Raw genomic sequence first — 14,911 nt, 5'->3', positions numbered from 1 at the left:
GAATGTTCGAATGCGTGTTCGCGCCAATCCGTGGTCGGGGCTAGCGTGTGGGCCATGAGCGTGTGGAGGGGTTTCGCGGGCGGCGTCGGTGATGGGGTCAATGATGGGATCGGTGGTGGAGTCGGCGACGGGGCCGGTGGTGCCGCCGGTGCCGGTGCGGGCTCTCGTGCCGGGGGGCCTTTGAGCTGGTCGAGAATCGAACGGATCTTGTCCGGGAGATCGGTGGGGACGTTGACTCCCGGGTACGGCTTCAACGGGCATCGTCGGGGCGGAGGCCGGGGAAGTGGTGTCGTCGGCGGGGGTGGCCGCGTCGATGGTCCCGCGAATGTCTGGGCGAATGTCCGATCGAATGGCGCATCGGATGGCGTCGGCGGCGATGTGTCCGTCGGCGTCGTCGGCCTAGTCGGCGGCGTCGACCTGCATTGCCGGACCAGCTACTCCTTCCTGCACGGGGCGTCCGACCCGGCCGATTTGGTGGACGAAGCGGTGCGGTTGGGGCTGCGGGCGCTGGGCATCGCCGATCGTGACGGGCTCTACGGGGTCGCCCGGTTCGCGGAGGCCGCGGCGGAGGCGGGACTGGACACGATCATCGGGGCGGAGCTGTCGCTGCCGCGGGCGCCGTTGACGGTGCTGGCGCGCGGGCCGGAGGGGTACCGGCGGCTCAGCCGCGTCATCAACGACGCCCTCATGTCCGGCGGGAAGAAGGGGGTGGCCCGTTACCCGACGCTGCCGGAGTTGGCGGAGGCCGCCGGCGGGCATTGGCAGGTGCTCGCCGACGTCGCCTGGCTGCCGCATCTCGGGGAGCTCGTCGCGGCGTTCGGCCCGGACGACGTGGCGGTGGACCATCACGTCGACCCGACCCCGGGCGCCGCCGACGACCAGCGCGATCTCGCCGCCGCCGCGGCCGAACACGGGCTGCGGCAGGTGGCCGGCGCCGCGGCGACGGCGGCGACTCCGGCGGATGCGCGGGTGGCCGGGGCGAAGCATGCGCTGGCGCAGCGCGAATCCCTCGACGATCATGAACCGAAGTTGCCGCCGACCGGGGGATCGTGGCTGCGTTCCGGCGCCGAGTTGGAGGCCATCTTCGGGCACCTGTCCGGCGTGCTGGACGCCACGGCGCAGGTGGCGGCGGAATGCGCGTTCACGCTGGACCTCATCGCGCCGAACCTGCCGGCTTGGGATGTTCCCGAGGGCCACGACGAGTCTTCGTGGTTGGCCCACATCGCCCGCGCCGGGGCGCTGCGGCGCTACGGGCCGGCCGAGGGGTTGGACGCCGACGCGACCGGAGCATCCGACGAGGGCGGGGGAGGCGCGCCGACCGTCGTCACGCAAGCCTGGAAACAGCTGGAACGCGAACTCGACGTGATCGGGGAACTGGGCTTTCCGGGGTATTTCCTCATCGTCCACGACATCTGCGAATTTTGCCGACGCGAGAACATCCTGGCGCAGGGACGCGGCTCGGCGGCGAATTCGGTGGTGTGCTTCGCACTGGGCATCACCAACGTCGACCCCATTGCGGCGGGGCTGCTGTTCGAACGGTTCCTGTCGCCCGAACGCGACGGCCCGCCCGACATCGACCTGGACATCGAATCCGGGCGGCGCGAGGAGGTCATCCAGTACGTCTACCGGCGCTACGGCCGCGACAACGCCGCGCAGGTGGCCAACGTGATCACCTACCGGCGGCGCGGGGCGCTGCGCGACGCCGCCCGGGCGCTGGGGCACGCGCCGGGCGTCGTCGACGCGTGGGTCAACGGGACCGCGCAGCCGCCCGAGCAGGTCACCGCACTCGCCGAACGGTTGCGCGGGCAACCCCGGCACCTGGGCATCCACTCCGGCGGCATGGTCATCTGCGACCGGCCCATCGCCGACGTCGTGCCCGTGGAATGGGCGCGGATGGAGAACCGGTCCGTGGTGCAGTGGGACAAGGACGACTGCGCGGCCGCCGGCCTGGTGAAGTTCGACCTGCTGGGGCTGGGCATGCTCGAGGCGATCCACCACTGCATCGACCTGGTCGCCGAACACTGCGGGCGGACCGTGCGGCTGTGGGAAATCGACGTGGCCGAAAAGGCCGTCTACGACATGCTGTCGCGTGCCGACGCCGTCGGAGTGTTCCAGGTCGAATCGCGCGCGCAGCTGGCCACGCTGCCCAGGCTGCGGCCGCGGGAATTCTTCGACCTGGTCGTCGAGGTGGCGCTGATCCGCCCCGGCCCCATCCAGGGCGGCAGCGTCCACCCGTACATCCGGCGACGCAACGGGCTCGAACCGGTGACCTACGACCACCCGGTGCTGGAAAAATCGCTGGGCAAAACCCTGGGCATCCCCCTATTCCAGGAACAGCTCATGCAGATCGCCGTCGACGCCGCCGGGTTCACCGGGGCGGAAGCAGACTCGCTGCGCCGGGCGATGGGCGCCAAACGTTCCGTGGAACGGATGGAGGCGCTGCGCACCCGGTTCCTCGACGGGCTGCGACGGACCAACGGCATCGTCGGCGACGTCGCGGACCGGCTGTGGAACAAGATCGTCGCCTTCGCCGCCTACGGGTTCCCCGAATCGCACGCCCAGTCCTTCGCGTCGCTGGTGTACTTCTCGGCGTGGTTCAAGTACCACTACCCGGCGGAGTTCTGCGTCGCCTTGCTGCGGGCGCAGCCGATGGGCTTCTACTCGCCGCAGTCGCTGGTCGCCGACGCCCGCCGCCACGGAGTCGGGTGCGACGGCCCGGACGTCAACGTCTCCGGCGTCGAGGCGGACTGCCCGGGCGGGCGGATCCGGCTGGGGCTGGGGTCGGTGGCGGGGCTTGGCGACGACGCCGCCCGACGCATCGTCGACGCCCGGGACGGCTGCGGCGTGGAGGCGGACGAGGCCGGCCTTTTCCGTGGCGGACCTTTTCGCGACGTCGCCGACCTGGCGCGACGAGCGTCGCTCGACGTCTCCCACGTGGAGGCCCTGGCCCGGGCGGGGGCGCTGGAATGCCTGGGGATGGACCGTCGTCAAGCACTGTGGGCCGCCGGCATCGCGGCGACCGAACACGAGGGCATGCTGCCCGGATTGACCGTCGCCTCCGCCCCCGCGCTGCCCGGCATGACCGAATTCGAACTGGCGGCGGCCGACCTGGCGGGCACCGGCGTCACCCCGGGGGAGTACCCGGTGGCGCGACTGCGCGGGGAACTCGACGCGATCGGAGTGACCCCCGCGGCGCAGCTGGGCGCGGTGGAGGATTCGTCGCGGGTGCTGGTGGCGGGCATCGTGACCCACCGGCAACGCCCCGGAACCGCCGGCGGCGTGATCTTCCTGGGCATGGAAGACGAAACCGGGCTGATGAACGTCCTGTGCACCCCGGGACTGTGGCAGCGGTTCCGGACCATCGCCACCGTCGAGCGGGCGCTGGTGGTGCGCGGCATCGCCCAGAACGCCTCCGGCGCGGTGACCATCGTCGCCGACAAACTCACCCCGCTGCGCGAGGTCGTCGCCGCCCCCGTCATCGCCGGGCGCAGCCGGGACTTCCGGTGATTCGGGAAAGGGGCGCAGCACGTGATCCGATGATTGAGGGAAAGCGGACGGCGTCGCTAGTCAGTCGCACCGCCGCAGTGATCCGGGGGCGCGCCGTCGTCGCGGGCCCCGCCTTTTCTATGATCGTCGGGTATGCGGCACACCTATGCATCCTCCCTCGCGCCCGACGGCAGCGCGATCGCGTACATCGTGCGCGAACGCGGCTACCCCAAGGCCGTGCAGGTGGCGCTGACCGACGACGGTCTCGGCGACGAACGCCCCGTGAAACTCCCCGTCGACGGCCCCGTGACCCGCGTGCTGCACTCACCCGACGCCCGCTGGATCGCCTGCGAAGTCTCCCCGCTGGGCACCGAACGCCTGGAAACGTGGCTCGTGTCCACCGACCCCGCCATCCCCGGGGCCAAACGACTGCAACTGTCCGGCGACGCGAAGACCATGTTGGTCGAATGGGATCGCGACAAACTCGCCATGGACGCCGTCGACGCCGACGGCATCACCGAAGGCCGCCTCGTCGACCCCGAAACCGGCGACTACGCCGTCCTCGACCGCCGCACCGACTCGCTGCTGGTCTCCGCGGAATCCGGCCACGCCCTCATGCGGGTCGGCCCCCGCGGCAGCCGCGAACTGCTGCTGGTCAAGCCCGACGGGACGTGGCTGCCGCTGCTGCGCCCCGAACCCGGCGCCATGACCGACGCCGGCACCATCCTGCGCGACGAATCCGCGACCGCCGACGGCCGCGTCACCGTCATCGCGTGTTCGGATCATTCCTCGGATCGTCGCCGCGTGCTGCGCATCGTCGTCGACGGCCGCGACGTCACCGCCGAAGAGTGGATCGGCAACCCGGATTCGGACGTCGACGAGTTCGTCATCAGCGAAGACCTCACCACCGCCGCCGTGCTGTGGAACACCTCCGGCGTCTCCCTGTTGGACCTGCTCACCCTTGGCGACGACCAGAAAGTGCTGGTCCGACGGTCGGTGGAGCTGCCGGGCATGGTCGCTTCCGGCCTGTCCATCACCGACGACGGCGAGCTGCTGTCCCTGACCGTCGAAGGTCCGAATCTGCCGCCGACGGTGGAGATCCTGCGCACGTCGACCGGCAAGATCGAGCCGATCAACGTCGACCGCACGCGCCGCATCGCCGAGCGCGCCCAGGAAAACTACATCCCGGAGCTGGTGCACTTCACCGCCCGCGACGGCCTGGAACTGTCGGGTTGGCTCTACCACGGGGAAGGCGAGGACGCCGCGGGCCCGCAGCCGGTGTACATCCACCTGCACGGTGGCCCGGAGCTGCAGTCCAGGCCGGTCAACCATGACATCCTCACCACGCTGGTGGACTCCGGCGTCACCGTTTTCACCCCGAACATCCGCGGTTCGTCGGGCGCCGGGCGATCGGTGCTCCACGCCGACGACCGCTACGGGCGGTTCGCCGCCATCGACGACGTCGCCGACACCGCCCGTTTCCTCGTCGACACCGGCATCGGCGACCCGGAGCGGTTGGCGCTGGGCGGCCGCAGCTACGGCGGGTTCCTGTCGCTGCTCGTCGCGTCGCGGTACCCGGATCTGTTCCGGTGCATCGTCGATGCGTGCGGCATGACCAGCTTCGAAAGCTACTACGGGTCCACCGAGCCGTGGCTGGCTGCGGCCGCGTACCCGAAGTACGGATACCCGTTCCAGGACGCTGAGCTGCTGCGGCAGGTGTCGCCGCTGAACCGGGCGGCGGGCATCGTCACTCCGGTGCTGTTCATCCACGGCGAATGGGACACGAACGTGCCGGAGCGCGAGTCGCTGCAGATGCGCGATGCGCTCGGCGCCCGCGGCGTTCCCACCGAGTACCTGCGGGTTCCGGGGGAGGGGCACAAGTTCGCCAAGCCGAAGAGCCGCCGCCTCATCGCCGCGGCGCTGCTGGACTTTTTGGGCGACCATGGCTTGGTGACCACTCCGAACCTGGCTCCGCTCGATTCCCGCATCGCCGAAATGAAGGCCGGCGCCCCGGGAGTCGAAGACTAGGTGTCGTGTCCCGCCGGTGCCCCGGGGGTCGAAGACTAGGTGTCGTGTCCCGCGGAAGTCGTTCGCAACCTACCGGGACACGGCAGTTAGTCGACAAATGCAGCCACGGATTTTCTCGTCCTGGTCTTTTATCGGCGTTCACTCGGTGTGAGGCTGCATTTGTCGTATTCCGGTCCTTCTCGGCGTCCCCATCGGGCCGCCATCCGCCGGGTCGGCGGCGACCCCGTGGTTTGCGGCTGGGTGGGCGTGGAGCCGGCCAGGCACGCGGCGTTCGCGTTTGGCCGGGGCATTTCGCACCTCGCCGGGGAGGTGGATACCGGCGATCCCGGTGCCGCGTACGCTGTTCCACCGTGACCGACACCCCCAGCGCAGGCGCCCCCGGCATCGGTGCGACCGAAGCCAACGCGTCAACGCCCGACGCCGATGCCCCTGCTTCGTCTCCGTATTGCCACGTTCTCTTCGCCAGCCCGCAGATTCCGCCGAACACGGGCAACGCGATCCGCATGTGCGCGGGCACGGGGGCGGCGCTCCATCTGGCGGAGCCGCTGGGATTCAACTTCGAGGAGCGCCACGTCCGCCGCGCCGGTCTCGACTACCACGATCTGGCCGAGGTTCACGTCCACCCTTCGTTGGACGCTGCGCTGACGCAGCTGGTGGGGCCGGTTTCTCTGCTTGCCGACGGTGAGGGGCCGCCCGCCGGTGGCGCTCGGAACGACGGCGACGGACTGCCTGAAGGGGACGCGCGGAACGCGGGTGACGGGCTGCCCGACGGTGCGGACCGGGAATCCGGGGCCGTTGGCGCGCGTCCGCGGGTGTTCGCGTTCACGGCGCACGCGGAGAAGTGGCACGTTGACGTGGACTACCGCCCGGGTGACGTGCTGCTGTTCGGCCCCGAGCCGACGGGTCTGTCCGACGAGGCGCTGGCCGACCCGAGGGTGACGGATCTGATTCGCATCCCGATGATCCCGGGGCGGCGCAGCATGAACCTGTCCAACGCGGCGGCGGTGGCGGCGTACGAGGCGTGGCGGCAGATGGGGTTCCCCGGCGGGCATTAGTACCCCGGCGGGCGGTAGAAGTTAGAAGCGCGGGTGACATCGGTGGGGATGTCACACATACTTTCCCCCATGAACGACAATGAAACGGAAGGCGTCCCTCCCGTCCTGCCGCGCAGGCGAGATCCCGGTTTCATGTGGGTGATCGGCTCGTCGTTCGTGTGGCTTCCCCTGCTGGCCTTCATATTCCGCGGCGCGTTGGTCGGGGTGTTGGGATGGTTCACGCTCATCCTGATCCTCTTTTGGGTTCCGGCGTTCGTGGTCCTCAATGGGGTGCTGACGGCGGTGTGGGCGGCGCGGTGGTACGGGGGCGCGGCCCGCAGCAAGGCGGCCCGGACGTGCACTGGTCTTTGGTGGTTTTTCGCCGCGCTGGTCGTGGTGACCCCGGGGGATTTCACCGACGTGGACGATCAAGGGAATCCGCTGGGCGATCTCATGGAGCGGCTGGTGCCCGTGCTCGGCGGGCAGGCGGACTCGGACTCGGCGATTGCGGCTTTCTTCTCGTTCGTCGCCGTCGTCTGGTTGGCGGTGACGGTTTGGGTCGTGGTGCAGCAGAGTTCGCGTGTGCCCGGCCCCGGCTCACCGCCGCCGGTGGTTTAGGGCTCCGCGTTCGGCCGCGGGGGCGGCTTTTGCCATACTGGGAGCCATGACGGCGACGAAGCTTGACGGCAAGATGTACCGCGACGAGATCTTCGAGGATCTGGCCGCGCGGGTGACGAAGTTGAAGGAAGCCGGCGTGATGCCGGGCTTGGCGACGGTCCTGGTCGGCGATGATCCGGGCAGCCATTCCTACGTGAAGATGAAGCACCGCGATTGCGAGCAGATCGGCATTTCCTCGATTCGCCGCGATCTGCCGGCGGAGACGACGCAGGAGGAGTTGGAGGCGGTCATCGCCGAGCTCAACGCCGACGATGCCTGCACGGGGTACATCGTGCAGTTGCCGTTGCCGAAGCACTTGGACGAGAACCGTATTTTGGGGCTCATCGATCCGGAGAAGGATGCCGATGGTCTGCATCCGGTGAATTTGGGCAAGTTGGTGCTCAATGAGCCGGCGCCGTTGCCGTGTACGCCGAATGGTTGCATTCATTTGCTGCGTCGTTTCGGCGTGGAGTTGGCGGGCGCGAAGGTGTGCGTCATCGGTCGCGGTGTGACGGTCGGTCGGCCGATTGGTTTGATGCTGACGCGCCGCAGCGAGAATTCCACGGTGACGCTGTGTCACACGGGGACGAAGGATCTGGCGGCGGAGACGCGGCAGGCGGATGTGGTCATCGCGGCGGCGGGCAAGGCGCACATGCTGACGGCGGACATGGTCAAGCCGGGTGCGGCGGTGCTTGATGTGGGGGTGTCGCGTTTGGACGGCAAGTTGGCCGGCGACGTGCATCCGGATGTGTGGGAGGTTGCGGGCGCGGTGTCTCCGAATCCGGGTGGTGTCGGTCCGCTTACGCGTGCGTTCCTGGTGCGCAATGTTGTCGAGCGCGCCGAGCGCTTGGCGGGTCTGTAGGGGTTGGCTTGACGACGCCGCCGCGCCCCCGTCGTTCGCCGCACCTTCCGGAAGGGGGCGCGGGGCGTTTCGGCGGGCGTGAAATCGCGGAGCGGGCGAGTCGTGATGATTTGCCCGATCCGATGGTGAATCCTCATTCGCCGGAGGGGCCTGCGCGGGGGGAGGCGTGGCCGGAGCGCGTCCGGTGGTTGTTGTACGGGGGCCTGTTTTTCGGCCTCGGCGCTGCGGCGGTGTTTCTCGGGCTGGAGCGGTGGCGGCGGGCGACGTTCATGCTCGGGGTGACCATGATGTATTTGGGCGTCATCCGTCAGTTTTTGCCCGATTCGCTGTTGGGTGTGTTCAGCGTCCGGTCGATGAAGTTCGACCTGTGGTTCTGTCTCCTCGTCGGTGGCGGCATGGTGTTTTTGGCCAGCTCGGTCGACGCGTTGGGGAGCTAGACCGGGGCGGCGAGGAACTTCCGGACGATGCCGTCGACGCGTTCGAATTCGGTGAGGAAGCCGTCGTGGCCGACGGCCGATTCGATGGTTTCCAGGCCCATGCAGTTGCCGAGGTTTCGGGCCAGGTGTTCCTGCTGGTGGAACGGGTACAGGATGTCGGTGTCCACGCCGGCGACCATGGTGGGCACCGTCGAGGAGGCCAGGGCGTCGTTCATGCCGCCGCGGCCCCGGCCGATGTCGTGGCGGTTGAGGGTGTCGGTGAGCACCACGTAGGAGCCGGCGTCGAAGCGTGCAGCGAGTTTGTCCGCCTGGTGGTCCAGGTAGCTTTCCACCTGGAATCGGTCGGTGGTGCGCATCGGGCCGAGGGGGTTTTCGCCGGGTTGGGCGGCGGCGCCGAAGCGGTCGTCGAGTTCCAGTTCGCCGCGGTAGGTCAGGTGGGCGACGCGGCGGGCGAAGCCGAGGCCGTGGACGGGGCGTTCGCCGGTGTCGTAGTAGTCGCCGCCGTGCCAGGCGGGATCGTTTTCGATGAACTGGATCTGCGCGGACTGGATGCCGATCTGCCAGGCGCTGGCGCGGGCGCCGACGCACAGGACCAGGGCGCGGCCGACTTCGTCGGGGTGCATCAGCGACCACTCGAGGGTACGGGCGCCGCCCAGCGAGCCGCCGATGACCGCCACGACCGATTCGATGCCGATCTTCTTCAGGGCCATGCGTTCGACGGTGACGGTGTCGCGCACCGAAATGGCCGGGAAGCGCGAACCCCATGCGCCGCCGTCCGGGTGCTCCGACGACGGTCCGGTGGTGCCGCGGCAGCCGCCGATGACGTTGGTGCAGATGATGCAGTACTCGTCGGTGTCCAATGCCCGGCCGGAACCGATCATGCCGTTCCACCAGCCCGGGGTCGGGTGGTCGTCGTCGCAGGGGCCCGAGGCGTGGGCGTCGCCCGTCAGGGCGTGCTGCAGCAGGATGACGTTCGAGGCGTCGGCGTTGAGGCGTCCCCACCGCTCGAAGGCGACGGTGACGTCCGGGATGGTGGCGCCGGCCTCCGTGGTGACGTCGCCGATCTGGACGTACCCGGGCCGACCTTCGGGCGGGAGAGTGATGTTCATCGAAATCAAGACTACTTGGTCTAGTAGTTCCCGGGAAACCGCATCGCGGTCGGGTGCGCCGGTCGACGACGCGGCCCTCGGGTCGGACGGACGCCCATCACGGGGGCGGTCACGGTAGACGAATCAACGATCTTCGGCGGAGAAGCTCCCGGCGGGCATCCGCGCGAGCTGACGATCGATGAGATCGCGGCCCCGCTGCGCCGTCATTCGCGTCGGTTCGGTGAGGCGGGCCACGGCGATGCCGTCGAGCATCGAGAGCAGCAGCGCCGCCTCCTCCCGATCGCCCACGGCGGCGGCGAGATCGTTTTCCACGAGCTGCCACGATTCCCGGTACCTGGGGGTCGCCGGGCCGTCGGTGGCGGCTAATCCGGCGAAGGCCAGCCAGGCCGCGGTCGCCGCCCGCGTGTGGTCCGAATCGTCGGCGCAGCCGGCCAGCAGGTGGCAGGCAGCGCGGAGGCGTTCGGTGGGAGAGTCGATGGTCGCGAGCGTCGCCTCGAGGGTTTTCCGGAATGATGCGGCGGTGTGTTCGTAGGCGGCGACGATGAGCTGGTCGCGTGTGGAGAAGTGGTGCTGCACCGCGCCGGGCGACAATTCCGCCGCCGAGGCGACCTTGCGTACGGTGGCATGCTCCGCGCCCCGGGTGGCGAGCAGGGCGGTCGTGGCGTCGAGGATCAGCTCTCGGGTAGTTGCGGAGTGCCTGGTCATTCTTTCACCGTAGATCGCGATCGCGAAAAAATACATTCGTATTGACGTGGCGGCGTCGTGGATGCACTATAACCCCAAGCCATACGACTGTATTGGAGAGGTGTCATGAACGAATCGTCTCGCAGGGATGTCCAGTCCGCCGATGAATCGCCGAGGTTGTCCGACGCGGATCGGTCGGCTGCGATGGAGGCTTTGGCCGATCATCTCGCCGCCGGGCGTTTGGACGTCGACGAGTTCGATGCCCGCTCGGCGCTCGTCGTCGCGGCGATCCGTGACGTCGATCTGGTGCCGGCGTTTCGGGGGCTCGGAGGGCCTCCCGCCGAAACGGCGCCCGACCCCGAAATGGCGCGCATTCGCACCCGCGGGCGTCTCGTCGAGGGGCTCGACTGGTTTGGCGTGGTCCTTGCCGTCGTTCTCGGCGTGCTGTTCATGGTCACGGGCTGGGCCCCGCCGGCGGTCGCCATGGTGTCCATCGTGGTGTGTTCCATCGGTGGACGCATCGTCCTCGACTTCGGCGAGGACTCCGAATATGAGGCTCTGAAGAAGGCCGACCGCCGCCGGCGCATCGAACGCATCGAAGGCGCCGACGATCGGCCGGCCGGCGAGTGAGACGGGGGTTCGGCGCCGACCCGAGCCCCGTCGCCGGCTACTTGCCGATGGCCGCGAACGCGCCCTCGAGGTCGGCGATGATGTCGTCGACGTTTTCGATGCCCACGGCCAGGCGGACGGTCGCCTGCGAAATGCCGGCGCGGGCGAGACCGTGCTCGTCGGACTGCGAGTGGGTGGTGGTGGCCGGGTGGACGACCAGCGAGCGGACGTCGCCGATGTTGGCCACGTTGGAGTGCAGCTTCAGGGCGTCGATGAACGTCCACGCCTCGTCCTTGCCGGCGTCGGCGAGATCGAAGGACAGCACGCCGCCGGCGCCGGCCAGGCCCAGCTTCTCCTTCGTCGCGTGCCAGGGCGACGACTTCAGTCCGGCGTAGTTGACCTTGGCCACGCCCGCGCGGCCCTCGAGGTACTCGGCGACCTTCTGGGCGTTGGAGTTGTGGCGCTCGATGCGCAGCGCCAGGGTGTCCAGGCCCTGCGCCAGCACCCACGCGTTGAACGGGGCGGGGGCGGCGCCGGTGTCGCGGAGGATGCCGGCGCGGGCGCGCAGCGCGAACGCCGGGGCGCCCAGGTCGGCGAACTTCAGGCCGTGGTAGGCCTCGTCGGCCTCGGTGAAGTTGGGGTGGACGTCGCCGCGGCCCTCGCGGGTCTGCGTCCAGTCGAACTTGCCGCCGTCGACGAGGATGCCGCCGAGGGCCGAACCGTTGCCGGTCAGGTACTTGGTGGTCGACGACACCACGATGTCGGCGCCGAGCTCCAGGGGGCGCAGCAGCGCCGGGGTGGCCACGGTGTTGTCGACGATGAGCGGCACGTTGTTGCGGTGCGCGACCTCGGCGACGGTGGCGACGTCGAGGATGTCGGCCAGGGGGTTGGCGATGGTCTCGGCGTAGAAGCCGACGGTGTTGTCCTGCACGGCGGCCTGCCACGACTCCGGGTCGTCCGGGTTTTCCACGAACGTCGCGTCGATGCCCAGGCGCGGCAGCGTCACCTTGAACAGGGTCTCCGTGCCGCCGTACAGGCGCGGCGAGGTGACGATGTGGTCGCCCGCGCGCGCCAGCGTGAGAATCGCGGCGGTCTCCGCGGCCTGGCCGGACGAGAACAGCACGCCGGCCACGCCGCCCTCGAGGCTGGCCAGGCGCTGCTCGACGGCGTCGACCGTGGGGTTGGTCAGGCGGGTGTAAATCGGACCGGGGTCGGAGAGGTTGAACCGGTTCGCGGCGTGCTCGGCGGAGTCGAACACGTAGGAGGTGGTGTTGTAAATCGGCAGGTTGCGCGAGCTGGTCTGCGCGTCGGGGGACTGGCCGACGTGGATGGCGCGGGTTTCCAGCGCCCAGTCGGCGGCACCGGAATTGTCGTAGCGGGTGGTCATGGCTTTCGTCCTTTCGTCGTCGTGCCGCACATCGCGTGCGCGGAACACTCCCGCCACCGTAATGAACAGAGCTGTCTAGTGCAAGATAATGGTGAAATCCGCCGGTCGCGGGGCAGTGAACCATGCGGTACGCCATGTTCCGGGGATCGGGCCGCTGACCGGGGGACGGGGCGTCGTCAAGCAGTGCCCCTGCTTTGCGGCGACGCCCGCGAAAAAACGCCCCGCCTCCCGGAAGGGGAAGCGGGGCGTCCGATCAGCCGGACCTACTTGCGCAGGCCGTCGATGATCTCGTTGAACTCGGCGGACGGACGCATGATGGCGGTGGTCTTCTCGTCGTCCGGCAGGAAGTAGCCGCCCAGATCGGCCGGCTCACCCTGAGCATCGAGCAGGGTCTGCGCGATGGACTCCTCCTTGGCGGCGAGCGCCTCGGCCACCGGGGCGAAAACCTCCTTCAGCTCGGCGCTGTCGTCCTGCGCCGCCAGCTCCTGCGCCCAGTACAGCGCCAGGTAGAAGTGCGAGCCGCGGTTGTCGATCTCGCCCGCCTTGCGGGACGGGGACTTGCCGTTCTCCAGCAGCGTGGAAGTCGCGCGATCCAGGGCGTCGGCCAGGACGCCGGCGCGCGGGTCATCGTCATGCGAACCGGCGTAGCGCAGCGACTCGGCCAGGGCCAGGAACTCGCCCAGCGAATCCCAGCGGAGGTGGTTCTCCTCCTGCACCTGCTGGACGTGCTTCGGGGCGGAGCCGCCGGCACCGGTCTCGAACAGGCCGCCGCCCGCCATCAGCGGGACGACCGACAGCATCTTCGCCGACGTGCCCAGCTCCATGATCGGGAACAGGTCGGTCAGGTAGTCGCGCAGCACGTTGCCCGTGACGGAAATGGTGTTCTTGCCCTCGCGGATGCGCTCCACGGACAGCTTCGTCGCGGCCACCGGGTCCATGATGCGGATGTCCAGGCCCTCGGTGTCGTGATCCTTCAGGTACTCCTTGACCTTCGTGATCAGGTTCGCATCGTGGGCGCGGGACGGGTCCAGCCAGAAGACGGCCGGGTCGCCGGTGGCGCGGGCGCGGTTGACGGCCAACTTCACCCAGTCGCGGATCGGGGCGTCCTTGGTCTGGCAGGAACGCCAGATGTCGCCGCGGGCGACGTGGTGCTCGATGAGCACGTCGCCGGCCGAGTTGAGCACCTGCAGCACGCCGTTCTCCGGCATCTGGAAGGTCTTGTCGTGCGAGCCGTACTCCTCGGCCTTCTGGGCCATCAGGCCGACGTTCGGGACCGTGCCCATCGTGGTCGGGTCGTAGGCGCCGTTGGCGCGGCAGTCGTCGATGACCGCCTGGTAGACGCCGGCGTAGGAGGAGTCCGGAATCACCGCGAGGGTGTCCTTCTCCTCTCCGTCCGGGCCCCAGCCCTTGCCGCCGTTGCGGATCAGCGCCGGCATGGAGGCGTCGATGATGACGTCCGACGGCACGTGCAGGTTGGTGATGCCCTTGTCCGAGTTGACCATGTACAGCGCCGGGCCGTCGGCCAGGTCGCGCTCGATGGCGGCCTTGACGGCGGAGGCGGTGCCGACGTCGAGCTTGTGCAGGCCGTCGAGGATGGCGCCGATGCCGTAGTCCGGGGTGAGGTTCACGGAAGCCAGCTTGGCCTCGAACTTCGGGTACACCGACGGGAAGAAGGCCTTGATGACCTCGCCGAAGATCAGCGGGTCGGAGACCTTCATCATGGTGGCCTTCAGGTGCACGGAGAACAGGACGCCCTCGCGCTTGGCCTTCTTGATCTGCGACTTCAAAAACGACGACAGGATCTGCGCATTGATGCCCGTGCCGTCGATGATCTCGCCCTTCAGGACCGGCATGTCCTTCTTCAGCACGATCTCGTGGCCGTCGTCGGTCTCCAGGACGTAGGTCAGCTTGTCGTCCTGCTCCATGATCACGGACTTCTCGTTGTGGCGGAAGTCGTTGGAGGCCATGGTGGCGACGTTGGTCTTGGAGTCCGCCGACCACTCGCCCATGCGGTGCGGGTGCTTGCGGGCGTAGTTCTTCACGGCCTCCGGGGCGCGGCGGTCGGAGTTGCCCTCGCGCAGCACCGGGTTGACGGCGGAACCCTTGACCTTGTCGAACTTGGCGCGGTCGGCGCGCTCCTCCTCGGTCTCCGGCTGCGACAGGTACTTCGGGATGTCGTAGCCCTTCTCCTGCAGCTCGGCGACGGCGCGCTTGATCTGCGGAATGGAGGCCGAAATATTCGGCAGCTTGATGATGTTGGCCCCGGGCTCCTTCACCAGCTCGCCGAGGGCGGACAGCTCATCGTCGATTCGCTGGTCCTCGGAGAGACGCTCCGGGAACTGGGCGATGATGCGACCGGCGAGGGAGATGTCGCGGGTCTCGACGTTGATGCCGGCCTGTGCGGCGAACGCCTCGACGATGGGCTTCAGCGAGTAGGTCGCGAGAAGAGGAGCCTCGTCGGTGCGGGTCCAGATGATCGTGGCCATGTGGTGAGTTCTCCTATTTGGTGCAGGATCCGTGAATGTCTGTGAACTGTTGGAGACCACGATACCCACTTCGCCGTTTTGCTTCAGATGCGTGAAATGACGCTCTACCTGCGGTGTGATCCATGTAACGCT

Annotated in this window: 11 protein-coding genes; 7 read left to right on the top strand and 4 right to left on the bottom strand. The window is 68.7% G+C overall.

Annotated elements, in window-relative coordinates; all coding sequences use genetic code 11:
* Positions 1-108: 108 nt before the first annotated feature.
* The 6 genes from HMPREF3121_RS01415 (at position 109) to HMPREF3121_RS01390 (ending at position 8,504) form a co-directional block, all read left to right on the top strand.
* Positions 109-3,507, top strand: coding sequence for an error-prone DNA polymerase (locus HMPREF3121_RS01415; RefSeq protein WP_070519328.1), 3,399 nt, complete (start codon positions 109-111; stop codon positions 3,505-3,507).
* Positions 3,508-3,639: 132 nt separating this feature from the next.
* Positions 3,640-5,514 (top strand): alpha/beta hydrolase family protein, encoded by a 1,875-nt coding sequence (locus HMPREF3121_RS01410; protein ID WP_070519293.1) that lies wholly within the window; start codon positions 3,640-3,642, stop codon positions 5,512-5,514.
* Between the two features lie 383 nt (positions 5,515-5,897).
* A complete protein-coding gene (locus HMPREF3121_RS01405) occupies positions 5,898-6,569 on the top strand; it encodes a tRNA (cytidine(34)-2'-O)-methyltransferase (RefSeq protein WP_083291144.1) in 672 nt (223 codons plus the stop codon).
* A gap of 69 nt (positions 6,570-6,638) precedes the next feature.
* Complete coding sequence (locus HMPREF3121_RS01400) at positions 6,639-7,166, top strand: hypothetical protein (protein ID WP_070519291.1); 528 nt, start codon at positions 6,639-6,641, stop codon at positions 7,164-7,166.
* Between the two features lie 46 nt (positions 7,167-7,212).
* Positions 7,213-8,067, top strand: a complete 855-nt coding sequence (locus tag HMPREF3121_RS01395) for a bifunctional methylenetetrahydrofolate dehydrogenase/methenyltetrahydrofolate cyclohydrolase (protein ID WP_070519289.1) — start codon at positions 7,213-7,215, stop codon at positions 8,065-8,067.
* A 122-nt stretch (positions 8,068-8,189) separates the two neighbouring features.
* The gene (locus HMPREF3121_RS01390; RefSeq protein WP_052053938.1) at positions 8,190-8,504 is read left to right on the top strand and encodes a DUF3017 domain-containing protein; all 315 of its coding nucleotides are present in this window, start codon (positions 8,190-8,192) and stop codon (positions 8,502-8,504) included.
* On the opposite strand, the gene HMPREF3121_RS01385 is transcribed toward HMPREF3121_RS01390, so the two are convergent.
* A complete protein-coding gene (locus HMPREF3121_RS01385; RefSeq protein ID WP_070519324.1) occupies positions 8,501-9,613 on the bottom strand; it encodes a homoserine O-acetyltransferase MetX in 1,113 nt (370 codons plus the stop codon). The two genes, HMPREF3121_RS01390 and HMPREF3121_RS01385, sit on opposite strands and share 4 nt — an antisense overlap.
* A gap of 123 nt (positions 9,614-9,736) precedes the next feature.
* The gene (locus tag HMPREF3121_RS01380; RefSeq protein ID WP_168161342.1) at positions 9,737-10,318 is read right to left on the bottom strand and encodes a TetR/AcrR family transcriptional regulator; all 582 of its coding nucleotides are present in this window, start codon (positions 10,316-10,318) and stop codon (positions 9,737-9,739) included.
* A 105-nt stretch (positions 10,319-10,423) separates the two neighbouring features.
* On the opposite strand from HMPREF3121_RS01380, the gene HMPREF3121_RS01375 reads away from it, so the two are divergent.
* Positions 10,424-10,927 (top strand): DUF1707 SHOCT-like domain-containing protein, encoded by a 504-nt coding sequence (locus tag HMPREF3121_RS01375; protein ID WP_083291141.1) that lies wholly within the window; start codon positions 10,424-10,426, stop codon positions 10,925-10,927.
* Between the two features lie 37 nt (positions 10,928-10,964).
* Here the strand turns inward: HMPREF3121_RS01375 and HMPREF3121_RS01370 are convergent, their stop codons facing one another.
* Entirely contained in the window at positions 10,965-12,293 is a 1,329-nt protein-coding gene (locus tag HMPREF3121_RS01370; protein ID WP_070519285.1) for an O-acetylhomoserine/O-acetylserine sulfhydrylase, read from the bottom strand.
* A 263-nt stretch (positions 12,294-12,556) separates the two neighbouring features.
* Positions 12,557-14,779, bottom strand: a complete 2,223-nt coding sequence (locus HMPREF3121_RS01365) for an NADP-dependent isocitrate dehydrogenase (protein ID WP_035119872.1) — start codon at positions 14,777-14,779, stop codon at positions 12,557-12,559.
* Positions 14,780-14,911: the final 132 nt, after the last annotated feature.

This window comes from Corynebacterium sp. HMSC11E11, assembly GCF_001807025.1.
GTDB lineage: Bacteria > Actinomycetota > Actinomycetes > Mycobacteriales > Mycobacteriaceae > Corynebacterium > Corynebacterium freneyi.
Note: the sequence above shows the minus strand (reverse complement) of the source record. Positions and strands in the feature narration are given on the sequence as shown.